Genomic DNA, 20,308 nt, shown 5'->3' on the forward strand with positions numbered 1-20,308 from the left:
CCCGCACCCTGCGCAGGGTGCGGGCCCGTCGTGTCCTCGGTGTCCCGGCGTCAGAAGCCGGTGCCGGTCGGCTCCGGGTACCACTGCCGGAACTTGCGCACCTGGTTGACCTTCGCGGCCGCGACGTACGCACGCCGCTTGGCGCCACCGTCCGCGGACCAGTAGGCGAGCGGGTGCGCCGTGTCCGGCGCGAGGCGGCGCACCTTCGCCCGCAGCCCGTCCTCGCGGACGTACCGCAGCAGCAGGCTCGTCGGCAGGATCGAGTAGAGCACCTCGCGGGTCACGACGACCGGCTCGAGCGCCACCCCGTCCACGTGGTCGGCGACGACGAACCGCGCCACGTTGGCGCCCGCCGCGGTGACGTAGTAGTTGTTGCGGCCGATGCGGGGGTTGACCTCGAAGAACGCGAACTGCCCGTCCCGCGGGTCCACCTTGATGTCGAAGTTGGCGAACCCGCGGTACCCGGTCGCCGCCAGGAACGCCCGCGCCTGGTCGAACATCGCGCCCAGGTCGCCCGTGATCATGGCGGCCGGGTTCCCGAGCCCGTTGGGCGTGTGCTCCTCGAGCAGGACGTGCGCGCCGGCCATGAGCGTGGCCACGCCGTGGGCGTCGACGTACGCGGTGATGGAGCGCATCTGCGTGTCGTCGCCGGGCACCAGCTCCTGCGCCACGAACCGGCCGCGGAACCCTGCCTCCCGCAGGCGGCGCCACAGGTCGTCGAGCTCGGCCTGGCTGCCGATCTCGAACACCTTGCGCTTGCCCGGGAACTCGACGTCCTGGTAGTCCGCGCTGCTCGCAGCCTTCGCGATGAGCGGCCAGCCGACGTCGACCGGCACGGGCTGCCACGACGGGTCGGCGGCGTCCGCGAAGTCCTGCACGATCGTGCGGGGCACGGCGATGCCCACCTTCTCGGCGAGCTCGGCGAAGGTCGCCTTGTCGCTGATGGCGTCCAGGAGCGCCTCGTCGAGGAACGGCACCACGTAGCCCGCGGCCTCCAGCTCCGCACGGTGGCGCACCACGGTGCGCACGAGCCAGTCGGAGTTGGCCAGGAGCAGCAGGCGCCGCCCGGGGTCGGCCGCGAGCGTCTCGGCCGCGACCTTCAGGGCGGCGTCGACGAGCTCGCGGGGGTCGTGGCTGTCCGCGACCTGCACGGTGCGCAGGATGCGGGAGTCGGCGATCGGCCCGGGCACCAGGCCCGAGACGACCGTCGACGTCACGCCGTACTCCTCGTGGAACGCCCTGGCGAGGGCGTACACGCCGATGTCCCCGCCGAGGATGACCGGCGCGAGCTCGGGCCGGGGATCCGGGGCAGAGGTGCGGCTCATGCGCTCACCCGGCCGGGCGCGCCGTCGGGCGTGTTCGTGGCGTGCACGCGCCGCAGCTCGTCCAGCGGGTAGTGCTGGCGGTACTTGCGCCAGTGGTTGACCAGCGCGGTGAGCACGTACAGCCGGCGCCGCGGCGACGCGTCCGCCTTGTAGCGCAGCGGGTGCACGGTGCGGTGCGCCCGCATGAGGCCCACGACGCGCGCACGCAGCGCCGGGTCCAGCACGTAGGAGCGCAGCAGCCGGTGCGGCACGACGGCGTAGAGCACCTCGCGGTCCGCGGTCACCGGCTCCCGGCGCACGCCGCGCACGACGTCGTCCACGAGCACCTCGGCCACGTTCTGGCCCCCGGCGGTGACGTAGTAGTTGTTGCGGCCGATCCGCGGGTTCTGCTCGAAGAACTTGAACACGCCGTCGCGCGGGTCGAGCTTCACGTCGAAGTTCGCGAAGCCGCGCCAGCCCGTGTGCTCCAGCAGCCGCTGCGCGGCGTCGAGGATCGGGTCGATCCGCTCCACGATCATCGCCGACGGGTTGCCACGGGTGGCCGGGGTGCGCTCCTCGAGCAGCACGTGGGCCGAGGCGCGCAGGGTTACGCGCCCGCTGCTGTCGGCGTACGCGGTGACGGACCGCATCTGGGTGTCGTCGCCCGGGATCATCTCCTGCACCAGGAAGCGGCCCCGGAACCCCGCCTCGCGCAGGGAGATCATGAGCCGGTCCAGCTCCGCGGGCGTGGCGATCTCGAAGATCTTCTTCTTCCCCGGGAACGTGACGCCGTGGTAGTCGGCGCTGCTCGCCGGCTTGGCGATGACCGGGAAGTCGAAGGCGACGGGCGCCGGCTGCCAGCCCGCGTCGTCGGCGCCCGCGAAGTCCTGGATCACCGTGGCAGGCGTCGGGATGCCCAGCTCGGCGCAGGCCGCCGCGAACTCCGCCTTGTCGGAGATGCGGTCGATGAGCGCGACGTCGGCGAAGGGCACGACGTACCCGGCACCCTCGAGCTCGGCGCGGTGGTGCACCAGGGTGCGCACCGCCCAGTCCATGTTGGTGAGGGCGACGAGCCGGTCGGTCGAGCCCGCGCCGACCTGCGTGGCGGCGAGCTCGCGCAGCGTCTCGACGATCTGCTCGGGCTCGCTGCCGGACAGCACGACGTCGATGATGCTCGAGTGCGCGATCGGACCGGGCTCGGCGAACGCGACCACGGTGGTGCGCACGCCGTACCGCTCGTGGAACGCCCGTGCGAGGGCGTACACGCCGATGTCGGACCCGACGATGACCGGTCGGAACCCGGGGGTGTCCGCGGCCGGGCCGGTGGCCGGGCTGCTGGGGGTGGTGCTCACGGTGGCGTCAGGCCTCCTGCTCGGTGCGGTCGCCGGACCACTCGGTGTGGAACGTGCCCTCGCGGTCGGTCCGGCGGTAGGTGTGCGCGCCGAAGAAGTCGCGCTGCGCCTGGATGAGCGCGGCGGGCAGCCGCTCGGCCCGGACGCCGTCGTAGTACGCGAGGGACGACGAGAACGCCGGCGTGGGCACGCCGTTGAGGGCGGCCTGCGCGACGACGCGACGCCACGCCGCCAGGCCGTTGGCCACCGCGTTCGTGAAGTACTCGTCGGCGAGCAGCAGGGACAGGTCGGCGTCCCGCTCGTACGCCTCGGTGATGCGGTTGAGGAAGCGCGCGCGGATGATGCAGCCGCCGCGCCAGATGCGGGCCATGGCGCCGCGGTCGACGTCCCAGCCGTACTCGGCCGAGGCCGCCGCGATCTGGTCGAAGCCCTGGGAGTAGGCCACCACCTTCGACGCGTACAGCGCGAGCCGGACGTCCTCGATGAACGCGTCGCGGTCCGTGACGTCCCACGTGCCGGCGTCGGCGGGCAGCGCCGCGCGCCCGGCCTCGCGCTGGGGCACGGAGCCCGACAGCGCGCGGGCGAAGGTCGCCTCGGCGATGCCGGTGATCGGCACGCCCAGGTCGAGGCCGTTCTGCACGGTCCAGCGGCCGGTGCCCTTCTGCTCGGCCTGGTCGAGCACGACGTCGACGAAGGCGCTCCCCGTGGCCGCGTCCACGTGCTGCAGCACGTCGGCCGTGATCTCGATGAGGAACGACTCGAGGTCGCCGGTGTTCCAGTCGGCGAAGATCTGCCCGATCTCCGCGGCGGAGGCGCCCAGCCCCTGCTTGAGCAGGTCGTAGGCCTCGGCGATGAGCTGCATGTCGGCGTACTCGATGCCGTTGTGCACCATCTTGACGAAGTGGCCCGCACCGTCGGGGCCCACGTAGGTGCAGCAGGGGGTGCCGTCCACCTTCGCGGAGATGTCCTCGAGGATCGGGCCGAGGCTCGCGTAGGACTCGCGCGTGCCGCCGGGCATGATCGACGGGCCGTTGAGGGCACCCTCCTCGCCGCCCGACACGCCGGTGCCGACGAAGTGCAGCCCCTTCGCGCTCAGCGCCTTCTCGCGGCGGATCGTGTCGGGGAAGTGCGCGTTGCCGGCGTCGACGACGATGTCGCCCTCCTCCAGCAGCGGGACGAGCTCGTCGATGACGGCGTCCGTGGCGGCCCCGGCCTTCACCATGATGACGACCTTGCGGGGACGCTCGAGCGACGCGACGAAGTCCGCCATCGACTCGGAGGGGACGAAGTCGCCCTCGTGCCCGGCCTCCGCGACCAGCGACTCCGTCTTCGCGTAGGACCGGTTGTGCACGGCGACCGTGTACCCGTGCCGCGCGAAGTTGCGGGCGAGGTTGCGGCCCATGACCGCAAGTCCGGTCACGCCGATCTGGGCACGAGCTGTCATCGTTTCCCTGCTTCCGTCGGTTCTCGGTCGGTCCGGCGTCGTCGGGCGTCGTCGGGCGAGCGGCGAAGGAGCCGGCCCGCCCCGGCCCGGGGAGCCGGGACCAGCGTAGTCGGCGCGGCTCACGAGGTGTACGGACCATCACGATCCGGACACGACCGGCGTCGTGCCGCGTCGCTTCCCCGGCTGACGCCCCGAGCACCGTACGGTGGCAGACGTGACCGGCGATCGCACGGGTGACCCCAGGCAGGATCCCAGGCAGGCGCCCGCACCCTTCGCGGCCGCGCTGGCGTCCTTGCGCGAGCGACGGCTGCGCGGCGAGGTGCACCTCGCGGAGATCCCGGGGCCGACGCGCATCGCCCCGTGGTCCGTCGCCCTGGAGGGCGAGGTCGCGGAGCCCGACGGCGAGGAGGTCGCGACGGGCCGGTTCGTCGTCCTGCACGACCCGGACGGGCAGGAGACCTGGCAGGGCACCTTCCGGGTCGTCACGCTGGTGCGCGCCACCCTCGAGCCCGAGCTCGCGGCCGACCCGCTGCTCGCCGACGTGGCCTGGACCTGGGTGACCGAGGCCCTCGGCGCCGCGGGGGTCGAGCCCGTGGCCCTCGGCGGCACGGTCACGCGCGTGCTCTCCCAGAGCTTCGGCGCGCTGGGCGCGACACCCGACGCCGTCGACCTCGAGATCCGGGCGTCGTGGACGCCCACGGACACCGAGCTCGGCGCCCACCTCGCGGTCTGGGCGGATCTGATGGCCACCGCCGGCGGCCTCCCGCCGCTCCCCGACGGCGTCACCGCGCTGCCGTCCCGTCCGGCGCCTCGCACCCGGCCCTCGTCGCGACCGCATACCGTGGGCCCATGAGCTCAGCAGTTCCCGCGTCCGCCGCTGCCGACGTCGTCCCCCTCACCGAGCCCGCGGGCGGTGTGGGGCGCGTCGTCGATACGCCGGCGGCGTTCGACCGCGTCGTCGAGCGCTTCGGGGCCGGCACCGGACCCGTGGCCGCGGACGCCGAGCGGGCGTCGGGCTACCGGTACGGGCAGGCCACCTACCTCGTGCAGGTGCGCCGGGAGGGTGCCGGCACGGCCCTCATCGACCCGGTCGCGCTGCCCGACCTCTCGCCCCTGGGCGAGGCGGTGGGCGACGCCGAGTGGGTGCTGCACGCCGCCTCGCAGGACCTCCCGGGCCTGGCGGAGCACGGGCTGCGCCCCGCGCGGGTGTTCGACACCGAGCTCGCCGCGCGCCTGCTGGGGCTGGAGCGCGTCGGGCTCGCCGCCGTCGTCGCCGAGCTGCTCGGCCTCGGCCTGGCGAAGGAGCACTCCGCGGTCGACTGGTCCACCCGGCCCCTGCCGGAGGACTGGCTGCGTTACGCGGCGCTCGACGTCGAGGTGCTGGTAGACCTGCGCGACCGGCTCGCCGAACGGCTGGACGCCGACGGCAAGGCGGAGTGGGCCGCGCAGGAGTTCGAGGCCGAGCGCACCGCCGCTCCCCCGGCCCCGCGCGTCGACCCGTGGCGGCGGACGTCGGGCACGCACACGCTGCGCGACCGTCGTCAGCTCGCCGTCGTGCGCAGCCTGTGGCTGGCGCGCGACGCCAACGCCCGGGCCCGCGACATCTCCCCCGGGCGCGTCCTGCCCGACCGCGCCATCGTCGCCGCGGCCCGCGCCCTGCCCCGCACCGTGCCGCAGCTCGTGGCCCTGCCCGAGTTCGCCGGCAAGGCCACCCGCCGTCGTGCGCCGGCCTGGCAGCAGGCGATCGACGAGGCGCTGGCGCTGCCCGACGACCGGCTGCCGAGCCAGCGCGGCCCCCGCACCGACGGGCCCCCGCAGCCGCGCACCTGGGCCGACCGAGACCCGGTCGCAGCGCGCCGGCTCGCCGGCGCCCGCGAGCTCCTCACGACCATGTCCGGCGACCTGCACGTGCCGGTCGAGAACCTGCTCCAGCCCGACGCCCTGCGCCGCCTGTGCTGGACGCCGCCGGACCCGGCCCGCGCCTCCGAGATCGCGGAGTTCCTGCGCGGGCGTGGTGCCCGCCCGTGGCAGATCGACCTGGTCGCCGCCCCGCTCGAGACCGCGTTCGACACCGTCTCCTGACGCCGCACCTGTCAGAACCAGGTGAGCCTCTGGCACCACCTGGTTCTGACAACCTCCCCGCCCCCGCGGTTGTCAGAACCAGGTCATGGTCTGGCCGGGCGTGGTTCTGACAACTGCGGTGAGACCGGGTCTCAGAGTGGTCTATTCTCGTTACCGGTACTCGCGGTAGCGTGTACCTCGGTGCCGGCCTCACGCGGGTCGCGCCCCGTGAGCGGCGTCGCTCGTCGGACGCCGAAGTCCCGACCATCGTCAGTGGATGGAGCTGCCATGACCACCCGGAACCCGGCCCGCCGCGCGCTGCGCGACGTCGTCTTCGTCGAAGGCGTGCGGACGCCGTTCGGCAAGGCCCGCCCCGACGGCCTGTACGCCGAGACGCGCGCGGACGACCTCGTCGTCAAGGCGGTGCGCGAGCTGCTGCGCCGCCACCCCGAGCTGCCGGGCGAGCGCGTGGACGAGGTGGCCATCGCCGCCACGACCCAGCAGGGCGACCAGGGCCTCACGCTCGGCCGCACGGTCGGCATGCTCGCCGGCCTGCCGGCCACCGTGCCCGGCTTCGCCATCGACCGCATGTGCGCCGGCGCGATGACGGCCGTCACGACCACCGCGGCCGGCATCGCCACCGGGAGCGCCGACGTCGTGATCGCGGGCGGTGTCGAGCACATGGGCCGGCACCCCATGGGCTTCGACGCCGAGCCGAACCCCCGCTTCCTGTCGGAGCGGCTCGTCGACCCCGAGGCGCTCAACATGGGCGTCACGGCCGAGAACCTGCACGACAAGTTCCCGCACCTCACCAAGGCACGCGCGGACGCCTACGCCGTGAACAGCCAGGCCAAGTACGCCAAGGCCGTGGCGAACGGCGACGTCGGCCCGGAGCTCGTCCCGGTCGCTGTCCGGTCGACCGAGCAGGGCTGGGGCCTCGCGACGGCGGACGAGCTGCCGCGCCCCGGCACCACCGTCGAGGGCATCGCCCACCTCAAGACGCCGTTCCGCCCCGGCGGCCGCGTCACGGCGGGCAACGCCTCGCCGCTCACCGACGGCGCCACGGCCGCCCTGCTGGCGTCCGGCGACACCGCCGCCGAGCTGGGCCTGCCGGTCGCGATGCGCCTGGTGTCCTCCGCGTTCGCCGGCGTCGACCCGTCGATCATGGGCTACGGCCCGGTCCCGGCCACGGAGAAGGCGCTCGCCCAGGCCGGCCTCACCATCGACGACATCGGCCTGTTCGAGATCAACGAGGCCTTCGCCGTGCAGGTGCTGAGCTTCCTCGACCACTACGGCATCGCCGACGACGACGAGCGGGTCAACCCGTACGGCGGCGCCATCGCCATGGGCCACCCGCTGGCCAGCTCGGGCGTGCGCCTCATGATGCAGCTCGCGCACCAGTTCGCGGCCCACCCCGAGGTCCGGTACGGCATCACCACCATGTGCGTCGGCCTCGGCCAGGGCGGCACCGTGATCTGGGAGAACCCGCACCACGCCGACTACTCCGGCCACACCACCGCCACGGACGAGGAGAACTGACCCATGCCCTCGAACACCACCGAGAACTCCGCCGAGCGCGCCACCGAGCAGGCCGCCGGCGGGGTCCGCGCCGAGCGCGTCACCCACTCGCGCGTGCGCGACGTCGAGCTCCCGGGCGGGGCGGGCACCCTCGCGCTCGTCACCCTCGACAACGGCCTCGACCACACCAAGCCCAGCACCCTGGGCCCCCAGGGCATGGCCGAGCTCACGGCGGCGCTCACCGCGCTGCGGGAGCGGGCCGGCCGCGGCGAGATCGCCGCCGTCGCCGTCACGGGCAAGCCGTACTTCCTGGCGGCGGGCGCAGACCTGCTGCAGGTCTCGACCGTCACCTCGCACGACCAGGCGCTCGAGCTGGGACGCTCCGGCCACGCCGCCTACGAGCTGCTGCACACCATGGGCGTGCCGACCTTCGCGTTCGTCAACGGCCTCGCCCTCGGCGGCGGCCTCGAGGTCGCGCTCAACTGCGACTACCGCACCGTCTCCTCCGACGCCCCTGCTCTCGGCCTGCCCGAGACCGGCCTCGGCCTCGTGCCGGGCTGGGGCGGCGCCTACCTCGTGCCCCGCCTGGTCGGCATCGAGAAGGCCGTGGACGTCGTCCTCACCCGCCCGGCGGCGCAGAAGCCCTTCAAGCCCGCCGAGGCGGCGCAGATCGGCCTCGTGGACGAGCTCTTCGAGGCCGCGGACTTCCTCGAGCAGTCGATCCTGTGGGCGTCGCGCGTGGTGCGCGGCGAGATCTCCGTGGAGCGTCGCGAGCTCGACCCGCAGCCGGTGTGGGACGCCGTCGTCGCGGCGACCCGCCAGCGGCTCGACGCCGTCGTCGCCGGCTCGCGGCCGGCGCCGTACCGCGCGCTCGACCTGCTCGCCGCGGCCCGCACCGCGAGCCGCGAGGAGGCCTTCGCGGCCGAGGACCAGGCGCTGGCCGACCTGATCATGTCCGACGAGATGCGCGCGAGCGTGTACGCGTTCCAGCTCGTCTCGGGCGGCAAGAAGCCGGCGGGCGCCCCGGACAAGAGCCTCGCCCGCCCGGTCACCCGGGTCGGCATCGTCGGCGCGGGCCTCATGGCCGCGCAGATCGCCCTGCTCGTCGCGCAGCGCCTCGGCGTGCCCGTGGTCATGCGCGACCTCGACGCCGAGCGCGTCGACAAGGGCCTCGGGTTCGTCCGTGCCACCGTCGAGAAGCTCGTCGGCCGTGGGCGGATGACGCCCGAGGCGGCGGCGCGCATCGTCGCCAGCGTGCACGGCACCACCGAGATCGGCGAGCTCGCGTCGTGCGACGTCGTCGTCGAGGCCGTGACCGAGGTCATGGGCCTGAAGAAGAAGGTCTTCGCCGAGCTCGAGGGCATCGTCTCGCCGGAGACGATCCTCGCGACGAACACCTCCGCCCTGTCCGTCACCGAGATGGCCGCCGACCTGGCGCACCCGGAGCGCGTGGTGGGCATCCACTTCTTCAACCCGGTCGCCCAGATGCCGCTGGTCGAGGTCGTGCAGGCGACGGAGACCTCCGACGAGGCCCTCGCCACGGCGTTCGCGATCACGAAGAAGCTGCGCAAGACGGCGGTCCTGGTCGCCGACCGGCCGGGCTTCGTGGTCAACCGCCTGCTCGTGCTCGTCATGGGCAAGGTGGTCGAGGCCATCGAGAACGGCACGTCGGTCGAGGTCGCGGACACCGCCCTCGCGCCGCTGGGCTTCCCGATGCCCACGTTCGAGCTCTTCGACCTCGTCGGACCGGCCGTGGGGCTGCACGTGCTCACGTCGCTGCGCGAGGACCTGGGCGACCGGTTCCCGACCTCCCCCGGCCTCGAGAAGCTCGTGGCCGACGGCACCCGGGTGGTCCTCGACCGCCCGGCGCCGGGCCTGCCGAAGCCGGTCGACCCGGCGATCCAGGCCGTGTTCGGCGAGGCGCTCGAGGCAGGGTCGACGGGCCGGCACGGCACCCCGGTGCTGGACGCCGCCGGCGTGCTCGACGCGGTGCTCACGGCACTGACGGTCGAGGTCGGCCACATGCTCGACGAGGGCGTCGTGGTCGGGCCGCAGCAGATCGACCTCTGCATGATCCTGGGCGCCGGGTGGGGCTTCCACACCGGCGGCATCACGCCCTACCTCGACCGCTCCGGATACTCCGAGAAGGTCCTCGGGCGCCGCATCCTGCCGGACGGCGTCGCGAACGTCCCCGAGGCCGTCGCCTGACGCAGGCCGACAGCACCTGACACCCTCCTCCCTCGGGGCGGGGCCGGGCCACGAGCCCGTCCCCGCCCGACGGCCGGTCCCCACCCGGGGGCCGGCCGTCGGGCGTCCTGGGGGGCGTCAGACGCCGCGCGGGACCGGTGGCCCAGCGGTGGGGCGCGGACAGCGTGGACATGTGAGACTTCCCCGGTGAAGCGGACGATGGGTATCGAAGAGGAGTTCCTCCTGGTGGGCGACGACGGGCGGCCCGTCGCCAAGGCGACGGAGGCCCTCGACGCCTCCGACCAGGCAGAGGACGGCGGCCGACGGCCCGCTGACGAGGTGCCCGGTGGTGACCTCGAGGTCGAGTTCATGGAGGAGCAGATCGAGACCGCGACGCACCCGCGCCGCGAGCTCGCCGACCTCGCGGCGGAGATCCGCGCCGGACGGGCGCGCGCGCAGGCCGCGGCGGACCGGGTGGACGCCCGGGTGGCCGCGCTGGCCACCTCCCCGTGGCCCTTCGAGGGCACGACCGTGGCCCGGCTGCGCTACCTGGAGGCGCGGGCGAGGTTTGGGCTCACCGCCCGCGAACAGCTGACCAGCGGCTGCCACGTGCACGTCGCGGTCGCCGACGACGCGGAGGGCGTGGCCGTGCTCGACCGGATCAGCCCGTGGCTGTCCGTCCTGCTGGCGCTGAGCACCAACTCCCCGTTCTGGCAGGGCGAGGACTCCGGCTTCGCGAGCTACCGCTCCCAGGTCTGGGCGCGCTGGCCCACCTCGGGCCCGACGCGGGCGTTCGGCTCCGCCGAGGCGTACCACGAGGCGGTCGACGGCCTCGTCGCCACGGGCACCATCCTCGACGAGAACATGGTCTACTTCGACGCCCGCCTGTCCGCCCGGTACCCGACGGTGGAGATCCGCGTCGCCGACGTCTGCCTCGACGCCGACACGGCCACCCTGCTGGGCGCGCTCGCCCGGGGGCTCGTGGAGACCGCGGCGCGGGAGGCCGCGGACGGCCTCGCGGCGCCCGTGCTGCGCCCGGAGCTGCTGCGCACGGCCTCCTGGCGAGCCGGCCGCTCGGGCCTCGCGGACGACCTGCTGTCCCCGCACACGTGGCGGCCCGCCGGGGCGCACGACGTCGTCGGACAGCTCGTGGCCCACGTCCGGGACGCGCTGGTCGACGCGGGCGACCTGGACGCGGTCACGGACCTCCTGGGCGCCCTCTGGGCCTCCGGGAACGGCGCGGCGCGGCAGCGCTCCTGGCACGCGGCGGACGGCGACCTGCGCCACGTCGTCGACCGTGCGGTCGCGGTGACGCACGCCTGAGGCGCTGCGTCGTCAGTCCTCCCAGCCCATCCGCAGCACCTCGAACGCCGTGGCGTGCTCGACGCCCAGCGCCGGCCCGGCGGCCCTCGTCATCGTGGCGAGGAACTCCGCCGGGTCGAAGTGCTCCCACCCGAGCCCGTCGAGGTACGCGGCGTGGGCACGCAGGGACGCCACCCCGGCGTCGAACGTCGCTGTGACGTCCACGGCGTGCGCCGCGTCCGGCGACCCGGCCACCCAGACCTGGCGCACGCCTCCCCACGGCTCGAGACCCTCGGCTTCCAGCTGGTCGTGGAAGACCCAGCGGTTGCCTGCGTCGCGCACGGCGTCGACGACGGCCCGCCCGGTGGCGATGTGGTCGGCCTGGTTGAGCATGCCGCCGGGGAACGTCTCGCGGTAGTTGCCGGTGATCACCACCTCGGGGCGGTGTCGCCGGACGGCGCCCGCGATCGCCCGGCGCAGCGGCAGGCCGTACTCGACCACCCCGTCGGCGAAGCCGAGGAACTCGACGTCGTCCACGCCGACGGCCCGCGCGGAGGCGACCTGCTCCCCCTCCCGGACGCGACGCGCCTCGGCGGGGTCCATGCCGTCGATGCCCGCCTCGCCGCTCGTCACCATCGTGTAGACGACGCGCTTGCCCTGCCCCGTCCAGCGCGCGACCGCCGCCGCCGCGCCGAACTCCATGTCGTCCGGGTGCGCCACCACCGCGAGCGCCGTCGTCCAGCTCTCGTCGAGGGGGCGCAGCGGGGTGTCGCCAGGCGTCGTCGTCATGCCCACACGCTAGCGAGGGCGGCTGCCCCCCGCGCCTCGACAGGCACCCGGGCGCCCGCCGCGCCAGCTGGTCAGTAGGTCGTGAGGCCGTGGGACCGGAAGACCTCGCGCACGGCCTCGGTCGCCTCGGGGGTGGGCGGCTGCGTGGCCTCGAGCTCGTAGGCGCGGCCGAGCTCCGCCCACTTGTCGCGGGCCATCTGGTGGAACGGGAGCACCTCGACCCGCTCCACGGTGCCCGGCCGCGCAGCCTCGATGTCGGCGGCGTGCCGGGCGACGGCGGCCACGTTCTCAGGGGCGTCGGTGAGGCCGGGGACGAGCACGAACCGCACCCACACGCGCACGCCGCGCTCGGCGAGCCGGCGGCCGAACCGGAGCGTGGGGGCCAGCGAGCGCCCCGTGACGCGGCGGTAGGTGTCCTCGTCCCCCGCCTTGATGTCCAGGAGCACGAGGTCGGTGTCGTCGAGCATGGCGTCGGTGGCGTTCGCGCCGAGGAAGCCTGAGGTGTCGAGGGTGGTGTGCACCCCGAGCTCCTTGGCGCCGCGCAGCACCCGGGCGGCGAACGCGGGCTGCATGAGCACCTCGCCGCCCGAGAGGGTGAGGCCGCCCCCGGTCGCGGAGAAGATCCCCCGGTACCGGGCCACGCGGGCCAGCAGCTCCTGCGCCAGGACGGGTTCGCCGTCCTTCATCGCGAGCGTGTCCGGGTTGTGGCAGTACAGGCACCGCAGCGGGCAGCCGCTGAGGAAGACCGTCAGCCGGGTGCCGGGGCCGTCCACGGCGGTCACGAGCTCCCAGGAGTGCACCGAGCCGAGCTCGCCCGAGCGCATCAGCGCCAGGCGGTCGGACCGGTCGACATCGCGGGGGTCGACGGTCTCGATCCCGCGCAGGCCGGCGCCGGCCCGGCGCCGGGAGGGGGCGTCCAGCAGCACCGGGCCGGCAGTCATGTCAGAGCCCCCCGTGGAAGGTCCGCGACAGCACGTCCAGCTGCTGCTCGCGGGTCAGCCGCACGAAGTTCACCGCGTAGCCGCTGACGCGGATGGTCAGCTGCGGGTACTTCTCCGGGTGCTCCATCGCGTCCTCGAGGGTCTCGCGCACGAGGACGTTGACGTTCATGTGGTAGCCGTTGGCGCCGACGGAGGCGTCGAGCAGGCCGGCGAGGTTGGCGACCTGTTCCTCGCGGGTGCGGCCGAGGCCGGACGGGACGACGGTGTTGGTCAGCGAGATGCCGTCCTGCGCCTGGTCGTAGGGCAGCTTGGCGACGGACAGTGCCGAGGCGAGCATGCCGTGCGTGTCGCGGCCGTTCATCGGGTTGGCGCCGGGCGAGAAGGGCTCGCCCGCGCGGCGGCCGTCCGGGGTGTTCCCGGTGGCCTTGCCGTAGACCACGTTGGACGTGATGGTCAGCACCGACTGGGTGGGGACGGCGTCGCGGTACGTCCGGTGGCGGCGGATCTTGGCCATGAACGACTCGACGAGCTCGACGGCGATGGCGTCGACCCGGTCGTCGTCGTTGCCATAGGCGGGGTAGTCGCCGTCGATCTCGTAGTCCACGACGATGCCGCGCTCGTCGGCCACCGGGACCACGGTGGCGTGCCGGATGGCCGACAGGGAGTCCGCCGCGACGGACAGCCCGGCGATGCCGCAGGCCATGGTGCGCAGCACGTCCTTGTCGTGCAGGGCCATCTCGAGCCGCTCGTACGCGTACCTGTCGTGCGACCAGTGGATGCAGTTGAGCGCCTCCACGTACGTCTCGGCGAGCCAGTCCAAGGTGCGGTCGAAGCGGGCCCGCACGTCGTCGTAGTCGAGCGGGAGGCCCGGTGCGACGCCGGGGAACGCGGGCGAGACCTGCTTGCCCGTCACCTCGTCCTTGCCGCCGTTGATCGCGTACAGCAGCGCCTTGGCGAGGTTGACGCGCGCGCCGAAGAACTGCATCTGCTTGCCGACGGCCATCGGCGAGACGCAGCAGGCGATGGCGGCGTCGTCGCCCCAGGCCGGCCGGATCTGCTCGTCCGACTCGTACTGCACGGCCGACGTGTCGATCGACACCTTCGCGCAGAAGTCCTTGAAGCCGCGGGGCAGGCGCGGGCTCCAGAAGACGGTCATGTTCGGCTCCGGCGCGGGGCCCAGGTTGTACAGGGTCTGCAGGAAGCGGAACGAGTTCTTGGTGACGAGCGGGCGGCCGTCCTCCCCCATGCCGCCGATGGTCTCGGTGACCCACGTCGGGTCGCCGGAGAACAGGGCGTCGTACTCCGGGGTGCGCAGGAAGCGCACGATGCGCAGCTTGATGACGAAGTCGTCGACGATCTCCTGCGCCTCGGGCTCGGTGAGGCGCCCGGCCTGCAGGTCACGCTCGATGAACACGTCGAGGAAGGTCGACGTACGCCCGAGGGACATCGCGGCGCCGTTCTGCTCCTTCACCGCGGCGAGGTAGCCGAAGTAGAGCCACTGCACCGCCTCGCGGGCCGTGGTCGCCGGGCCCGAGATGTCGTACCCGTAGGACGCGGCCATCTCCTTGAGCTCGCCGAGCGCGCGGATCTGCTCGGCGTGCTCCTCGCGCTCGCGCGCCACGGACTCGCTGAAGGGCTGGACGTCGAGGCCGAGCTTGTCGACCTTCTTCGCGGCGACCAGCTGGTCGACGCCGTACAGGGCGACGCGGCGGTAGTCGCCGATGATGCGGCCGCGGCCGTAGGCGTCGGGCAGGCCGGTGATGATGTGGGAGCTGCGCGCGGCCCGGACCGACGGCGGGTACACGTCGAAGACGCCCTGGTTGTGGGTCTTGCGGTACTCCGTGAACACCTTCCGCAGGTCTGCGTCGACCGGGTAGCCGTACGTCTCGAGGGCGCCTTCGACCATGCGCCAGCCACCGTTCGGCATGATCGCGCGCTTGAGCGGGGCGTCGGTCTGCAGGCCGACCACCAGCTCCGCGTCACGGTCGATGTAGCCGGGCCCGTGCGCGGTGATGCCCGCCGGGGTGTGCGGGTCGACGTCATAGACGCCCTTCTCGCGCTCGACGGGGAACATCGCCGAGAGCTTCTCCCACACGCCGGTGGTGCGCGCCGTCGGCCCCGCGAGGAACCGGTCGTCGCCGGTGTACGGGGTGTAGTTGCGCTGGATGAAGTCCCGGACGTCGATGCCGTCGCACCAGGGTCCGGGTGCGAAGCCGGTCCAGGCGCTGGTCGTGGTGGGTGCCGCGTCGGTGGTCATGTGCCCTCCTTGAGGTATGACCACAGCCTATTCGTGAAAGCCTTCACAAGCGATGTCGAGGAGTGTGACGTCGCAGACACCGCCGGCACCCGCCGAAGGTCAGTCCAGGACCGCGCCGGGCGGAGAGGCCGCGAGCGCGAGCGCCTCCCGGGTGGTGGGGGCGACGACGTCCGGCCGGTCCGGGCCGTCCCACGAGCGGCCGTGGGACACCCACGCCGTGCGGGTGCCCGCCGCCCGGCCCGCCGCGACGTCGGCGTGCCCCGCGTCGCCGACCATCCAGACCTGACGCCGGTCGACCCCCACGGCGCCGAGCCGCTCCAACGCGATCTCGAGCAGGCGCGGGTCGGGCTTCGCGACGCCCTCCTCCTCGGAGACGACGATCGCGTCGACGTGCGCCTCGAGGCCGCAGCGCGCGATCTTGCCGCGCTGCTGGGCCGACGTCCCGTTGGTCACGATCGCCACGGGGTGCCCGGCGCCCCGCAGCACGTCGAGCGAGAACAGCACGCCGTCGTAGGCGCGCACACGGTCGAGGATGCCGGCCCGGAACCGCTCGATCGCGGCGGGGACGTCGGCGTCCCAGCCGAGGCGGGCGATCAGGACGCGGGCGAGCGCCTCCTTGGAACCGTGACCCCCCTCGTCGACGGCGAGGACGGCGGCGAGGTCGTCGGGGGTGCCGCCGGCCCCGCGGACCTCCTGCGACGCCCAGGCCTCGAACGCCTCCGCGCGGCCCACCAGGGTGTTGTCGAGGTCGAGCAACCAGATCATGACCGGAGGCTAGCGGCCCGGGCCGGACCCGCGCCTGCCGGTCCCGCCGGGGTCCGTCGCGGCGCGCTCAGTCGCGCGCGAGCGCGGCGAGCGTGTCCCGCACGGCGTCCTCGGCCCGCATGCGCTGCTGGGTGAGGACCTGGTCCCGGCTCGCATGGTCGAGGAACGCGACCGGCAGGCCGACGTGCACGAACGGCGTGCGCACGCCCTGCTCCCCCGCCCGCTGCGCGGTCATGGCGCCGACGCCGCCGTCGACCACGCCGTCCTCGATCGTGAGGACGAGGTCGTGCTCGCCCGCGAGCTTCACCAGCGCCTCGGGCACCGGCAGCACCCACGTGGGCGCGACGACGTCGACGGTCAGCCCGTGGGCGGCCAGCGACTCCCCCGCCGCGAGCGCCGTGCTCACCATGGACCCCACGCCGACCACGAGGACCTTCGTGTCCGCCGCGGCGGCACCCGCGCCCGGCGTGTGCCGCGCGACGACGTCCACGCCGTCGAGCTCCTCGACGGCAGGCACGGGGTCGGACAGCGCGCCCTTGGGGTAGCGCACGACGGTCGGGGCGTCGTCGACGTCCACCGCGGCGCGCAGCGCCGCCCGCAGCGTGGGCTCGTCGCGCGGCGCCGCCAGGCGCAGGCCCGGCACGATCCGCAGCATCGCCATGTCCCACATGCCGTTGTGGCTGGCCCCGTCGTCGCCGGTGACGCCGGCGCGGTCCAGGACGAAGGTCACGCCGGCGCGGTGCAGGGCGACGTCCATGAGCACCTGGTCGAAAGCGCGGTTGAGGAAGGTGGCGTAGACGGCGACCACGGGGTGCAGCCCGGCGAACGCCATGCCGGCCGCCGACGTCGCGGCCTGCTGCTCCGCGATGCCGACGTCGAACGTGCGTGCCGGGAACTCCTGCGCGAACGGGGCGAGGCCCACCGGGTGCAGCATCGCCGCCGTGATCGCGACGACGTCGGGCCGGTCGCGGCCGATCTTCACGATCTCGTCGGCGAAGACCTTCGTCCAGCCGAACCGCGACGGCGCGACGGGCAGGCCGGTCTCCGGGTGGATCTGCCCGACGGCGTGGAAGCGGTCGGCGACGTCCTGCTCGGCCGGGGTGTACCCGCGGCCCTTCTCCGTGATCGCGTGGACGATGACGGGGCCGCCGTAGGCGCGGGCGCGCCGTAGGGCGTGCTCCATGGCCGTGACGTCGTGCCCGTCGACCGGGCCGATGTACTTCAGGCCGAGGTCCTCGAACATGCCCTGCGGCGCGACGACGTCCTTGAGGCCCTTCTTCAGCCCGTGCAGCCAGTCGTAGGCGAAGCGCCCGGGAGCACCGGTGCGGTGCAGGGTGCGCTTGCCCCACGACAGGAACGCCTCGTAGCCGCGGGTGGTGCGCAGCGTGTGCAGGTGGTTCGCGACGCCGCCGATGGTGGGCGAGTAGGACCGGCCGTTGTCGTTGACGACGATCACCAGGCGCCGGTCCTGGGACGCCGCGATGTTGTTGAGGGCCTCCCACGCCATGCCGCCGGTGAGGGCACCGTCGCCGATGACGGCGGCGACGTGCTTGTCCGGGCGGCCCTGGACGGTGTTGGCCTTGGCGATGCCGTCGGCCCACGACAGGGCCGTCGAGGCGTGCGAGTTCTCGACGACGTCGTGCTCCGACTCGGCGCGCGACGGGTAGCCGGACATGCCGCCGGCCTTGCGCAGCGCCGAGAAGTCCTGCCGCCCCGTGAGGAGCTTGTGCACGTACGCCTGGTGCCCGGTGTCGAACACGAGGGTGTCCCGCGGCGACTCGAAGGCGCGGTGCAGGGCGATCGTCAGCTCGACGACGCCCAGGTTGGGCCCGAGATGGCCACCCGTCCGCGACACCTGGTCGACCAGGAACGCCCGGATCTCCGCCGCGAGCTGTGTCGTCTGCTCCGGCGACAGCCGGCGGACGTCCTCGGGCGAGCCGATGCTGCTCAGCAGGCTCATGCGTTCCTCCCCGTTCATAGCCACACCACTCTAGGCGGTCTGCACCGGTGGTCGGCGCCGCCTCGCGGTCCGTCCCCCGCCACGCGCGGTCGCCGCACGGGGTAGTTTCGACCCTGCCGACGGGAACACGTGACCGCCGGCGAGCGTTCGAGGGACGGACGATCCTCCCTCGGCACACTTCTCAGGGGACACCTGTGCGCTTTCTCGACGGGCAGCAGCCCACCACCGACCTCACCTACGGCGACGTCTTCATGGTCCCGTCCCGCTCGGACGTGACCAGCCGCTTCGACGTCGACCTCGCCTCGGACGACGGCACCGGCACCACGATCCCCGTGGTGGTGGCGAACATGACGGCCGTGGCGGGCCGCCGCATGTCGGAGACGGTCGCGCGCCGCGGCGGCATCGCGATCATCCCGCAGGACATCCCCGTGGACGTCGTCGCCGACGTCGTCGCGGACGTGAAGTCCAAGGACCCGATCATCGAGACGCCCGTGGTCGTGGGGCCGACCGACACCGTGTCCACCGTGCTCACGCTGCTGGGCAAGCGCGCGCACGGTGCCGCGGTCGTCGTCCAGGACGGCAAGCCCGTCGGCGTCGTCACCGAGGGCGACTGCGCCGCCGTGGACCGCTTTGCGCAGGTGCACCAGGTGATGTCGGACGACGTCGTCGCGCTCGACGCCGCCCAGCTGGAGGCCGACGGCCTCGAGGCCACGTTCGAGCGGATGCACGCCGCGAAGATCCACCTGGCCCCCGTGATCCGCGACGGCGTGCTCGCGGGCGTGCTCACCCGCAAGGGCGCCGTCCGCTCCTCCGTGTACCGCCCGGCGCTGGACGCCGCGGGCCGCCTGCGGATCGGCGCGGCGGTCGGCATCAACGGCGACGTCGCGGCCAAGACGCGCGAGCTCCTCGACGCCGGCGTGGACGTGCTGGTCGTCGACACCGCGCACGGGCACCAGTCCAAGATGCTGCAGGCCCTGGAGGCCGTGCGGTCCGTCGACCCGCAGGTGCCGGTCGTCGCGGGCAACGTCGTCACGGCCGACGGGGTGCGCGACCTCGTCGCCGCCGGCGCCGACATCCTCAAGGTGGGCGTGGGTCCGGGCGCGATGTGCACCACCCGCATGCAGACCGCCGTGGGGCGCCCGCAGTTCTCGGCCGTGCTGGAGTGCGCGGCCGCCGCCCGCGAGCTCGGCAAGCACGTGTGGGCCGACGGCGGCGTGCGGCACCCGCGCGACGTCGCGCTCGCGCTGGCCGCGGGGGCGTCGCAGGTGATGGTCGGGTCCTGGTTCGCCGGCACCTACGAGTCGCCGGGCGACCTGCACGACGACGGCACGGGCCGCCTGTACAAGGACTCGTTCGGCATGGCGTCCGCCCGCGCGGTGGCCGCCCGCACCGCCGGGGCGGGCTCCGCCTTCGGCCGGGCGCGCAAGGCGCTGTACGAGGAGGGCATCTCCACCGGGAAGATGTACCTCGACCCGCGCCGGCCCGGGGTGGAGGACCTGCTGGACGAGATCACGTCCGGCCTGCGCTCGAGCTGCACGTACGCCGGGGCGCGCACGCTGGCGGAGTTCCACGAGCGCGCGCTGGTGGGCGTGCAGTCCGCAGCGGGCTACGCCGAGGGCATGCCGGTCGCCACGAGCTGGTGACGCGGTGACGACCCCGGGGCACGGCGCCCGCGCCGCCCGCGACCAGCTCGTCGAGCTGGCCGCGGACGGGGCCTTCCTGTCCGACTGGGGCTTGGCGCGGGGCGAGCTCGACGCGGCGTCGGCGCGCCCCGCGGCCGTCCTCGTGCTCTTCGGCGTGCTCGACGACCTGGCGGCGGACCACGACGCCCGGGCCCTCGCCGTCGCGCAGGACCTGGACGTGCTGCTCCTGGAGCGGGCCGCCACCCTGCGCTCGCACGCCGGGCAGGTCGCCTTCCCGGGCGGACGGGCGGAGGACGGCGAGACGCCGGTCGACGCCGCGCTGCGCGAGGCGGTCGAGGAGACGGGCCTCGACACCGGCGGCGTCGAGGTGCTCGGCACCCTCGCGCAGCTCCCCATGCCGGTGAGCAACCACCTCGTCACGCCGGTGCTGGCGTGGTGGGCGCGTCCTACCCCCGTCCGCGTGGTCGACGTCGCCGAGTCCGCGCACGTCTTCCGCGCCCCGGTCGCGGACCTGCTCGACCCGGCTCACCGCGTGACGACCGTGCTGCGGCGCGGCGGCCGCACCTGGCGCGGGCCGGGGTTCGAGGTCTTGGACGCCGCCGGAGTGCCCCACCTGGTGTGGGGGTTCACCGCCGGCATCCTCGACGCCGCCTTCCGACGGCTCGGGTGGGCCGAGCCGTGGGACCACCGCCGCGAACGCGAGCTCTGACCTCGCTGTGGGTACGAAAAGGGCGGGAAAACTCGACAGGATTCCCGCCCGTTTCGGACCCACAACGGCCTCGGGC

General features: G+C 73.9%; 15 protein-coding genes. 7 read left to right on the forward strand and 8 right to left on the reverse strand.

Annotated elements, in window-relative coordinates; translation table 11 throughout:
• Window positions 1–50: 50 nt before the first annotated feature.
• From ACFT55_RS10015 to gndA, 3 genes are read right to left on the reverse strand one after another with little or no spacing between them, the layout of a single operon-like run.
• The gene (locus tag ACFT55_RS10015) at window positions 51–1,325 is read right to left on the reverse strand and encodes a hypothetical protein (RefSeq protein WP_380243673.1); all 1,275 of its coding nucleotides are present in this window, start codon (window positions 1,323–1,325) and stop codon (window positions 51–53) included.
• Entirely contained in the window at window positions 1,322–2,656 is a 1,335-nt protein-coding gene (locus tag ACFT55_RS10020; RefSeq protein ID WP_380243674.1) for a hypothetical protein, read from the reverse strand. The genes ACFT55_RS10015 and ACFT55_RS10020 overlap by 4 nt, the downstream gene beginning before the upstream one ends.
• Window positions 2,657–2,663: 7 nt before the next feature.
• On the reverse strand, window positions 2,664–4,100 hold the full coding sequence (gene gndA / locus ACFT55_RS10025; protein WP_380243675.1) for an NADP-dependent phosphogluconate dehydrogenase: 1,437 nt from the start codon (window positions 4,098–4,100) through the stop codon (window positions 2,664–2,666).
• 214 nt (window positions 4,101–4,314) lie between these two features.
• Here gndA and ACFT55_RS10030 point away from each other — a divergent pair, with 214 nt between their 5' ends.
• From ACFT55_RS10030 to ACFT55_RS10050, 5 genes are all read left to right on the forward strand, one after another.
• Complete coding sequence (locus tag ACFT55_RS10030) at window positions 4,315–4,953, forward strand: DUF3000 domain-containing protein (RefSeq protein ID WP_380243676.1); 639 nt, start codon at window positions 4,315–4,317, stop codon at window positions 4,951–4,953.
• Complete coding sequence (locus ACFT55_RS10035) at window positions 4,950–6,182, forward strand: HRDC domain-containing protein (RefSeq protein ID WP_380243677.1); 1,233 nt, start codon at window positions 4,950–4,952, stop codon at window positions 6,180–6,182. The genes ACFT55_RS10030 and ACFT55_RS10035 overlap by 4 nt, the downstream gene beginning before the upstream one ends.
• 267 nt (window positions 6,183–6,449) lie before the next feature.
• Entirely contained in the window at window positions 6,450–7,700 is a 1,251-nt protein-coding gene (locus tag ACFT55_RS10040; RefSeq protein ID WP_380243678.1) for a thiolase family protein, read from the forward strand.
• 3 nt (window positions 7,701–7,703) lie between these two features.
• Window positions 7,704–9,887 (forward strand): 3-hydroxyacyl-CoA dehydrogenase NAD-binding domain-containing protein, encoded by a 2,184-nt coding sequence (locus ACFT55_RS10045; RefSeq protein WP_380243679.1) that lies wholly within the window; start codon window positions 7,704–7,706, stop codon window positions 9,885–9,887.
• Between the two features lie 198 nt (window positions 9,888–10,085).
• Window positions 10,086–11,189: a glutamate--cysteine ligase gene (locus tag ACFT55_RS10050; protein ID WP_380243680.1), complete on the forward strand. Its 1,104-nt coding sequence runs from the start codon at window positions 10,086–10,088 to the stop codon at window positions 11,187–11,189.
• Window positions 11,190–11,201: 12 nt separating this feature from the next.
• On the opposite strand, the gene ACFT55_RS10055 is transcribed toward ACFT55_RS10050, so the two are convergent.
• The 5 genes from ACFT55_RS10055 to dxs form a co-directional block, all read right to left on the reverse strand.
• The gene (locus ACFT55_RS10055; protein WP_380243681.1) at window positions 11,202–11,957 is read right to left on the reverse strand and encodes a PIG-L deacetylase family protein; all 756 of its coding nucleotides are present in this window, start codon (window positions 11,955–11,957) and stop codon (window positions 11,202–11,204) included.
• A 71-nt stretch (window positions 11,958–12,028) separates the two neighbouring features.
• On the reverse strand, window positions 12,029–12,898 hold the full coding sequence (gene pflA, locus ACFT55_RS10060; RefSeq protein ID WP_380243682.1) for a pyruvate formate-lyase-activating protein: 870 nt from the start codon (window positions 12,896–12,898) through the stop codon (window positions 12,029–12,031).
• Window position 12,899: 1 nt separating this feature from the next.
• The gene (gene pflB / locus ACFT55_RS10065) at window positions 12,900–15,155 is read right to left on the reverse strand and encodes a formate C-acetyltransferase (protein WP_380243683.1); all 2,256 of its coding nucleotides are present in this window, start codon (window positions 15,153–15,155) and stop codon (window positions 12,900–12,902) included.
• Between the two features lie 99 nt (window positions 15,156–15,254).
• The gene (locus tag ACFT55_RS10070) at window positions 15,255–15,920 is read right to left on the reverse strand and encodes an HAD family hydrolase (protein WP_380243684.1); all 666 of its coding nucleotides are present in this window, start codon (window positions 15,918–15,920) and stop codon (window positions 15,255–15,257) included.
• 67 nt (window positions 15,921–15,987) lie between these two features.
• Window positions 15,988–17,880, reverse strand: coding sequence for a 1-deoxy-D-xylulose-5-phosphate synthase (gene dxs, locus ACFT55_RS10075; RefSeq protein ID WP_380243685.1), 1,893 nt, complete (start codon window positions 17,878–17,880; stop codon window positions 15,988–15,990).
• 194 nt (window positions 17,881–18,074) lie between these two features.
• Here dxs and ACFT55_RS10080 point away from each other — a divergent pair, with 194 nt between their 5' ends.
• Together ACFT55_RS10080 and ACFT55_RS10085 are read left to right on the forward strand one after the other, a co-directional pair.
• Window positions 18,075–19,523, forward strand: coding sequence for a GuaB1 family IMP dehydrogenase-related protein (locus tag ACFT55_RS10080; RefSeq protein WP_380243686.1), 1,449 nt, complete (start codon window positions 18,075–18,077; stop codon window positions 19,521–19,523).
• Between the two features lie 4 nt (window positions 19,524–19,527).
• Window positions 19,528–20,232 (forward strand): NUDIX hydrolase, encoded by a 705-nt coding sequence (locus ACFT55_RS10085; protein ID WP_380243687.1) that lies wholly within the window; start codon window positions 19,528–19,530, stop codon window positions 20,230–20,232.
• Window positions 20,233–20,308 lie beyond the last annotated feature (76 nt).

The sequence above is a fragment of the Isoptericola sp. NPDC057191 genome (assembly GCF_042670225.1).
Taxonomy (GTDB): Bacteria; Actinomycetota; Actinomycetes; order Actinomycetales; family Cellulomonadaceae; genus Isoptericola.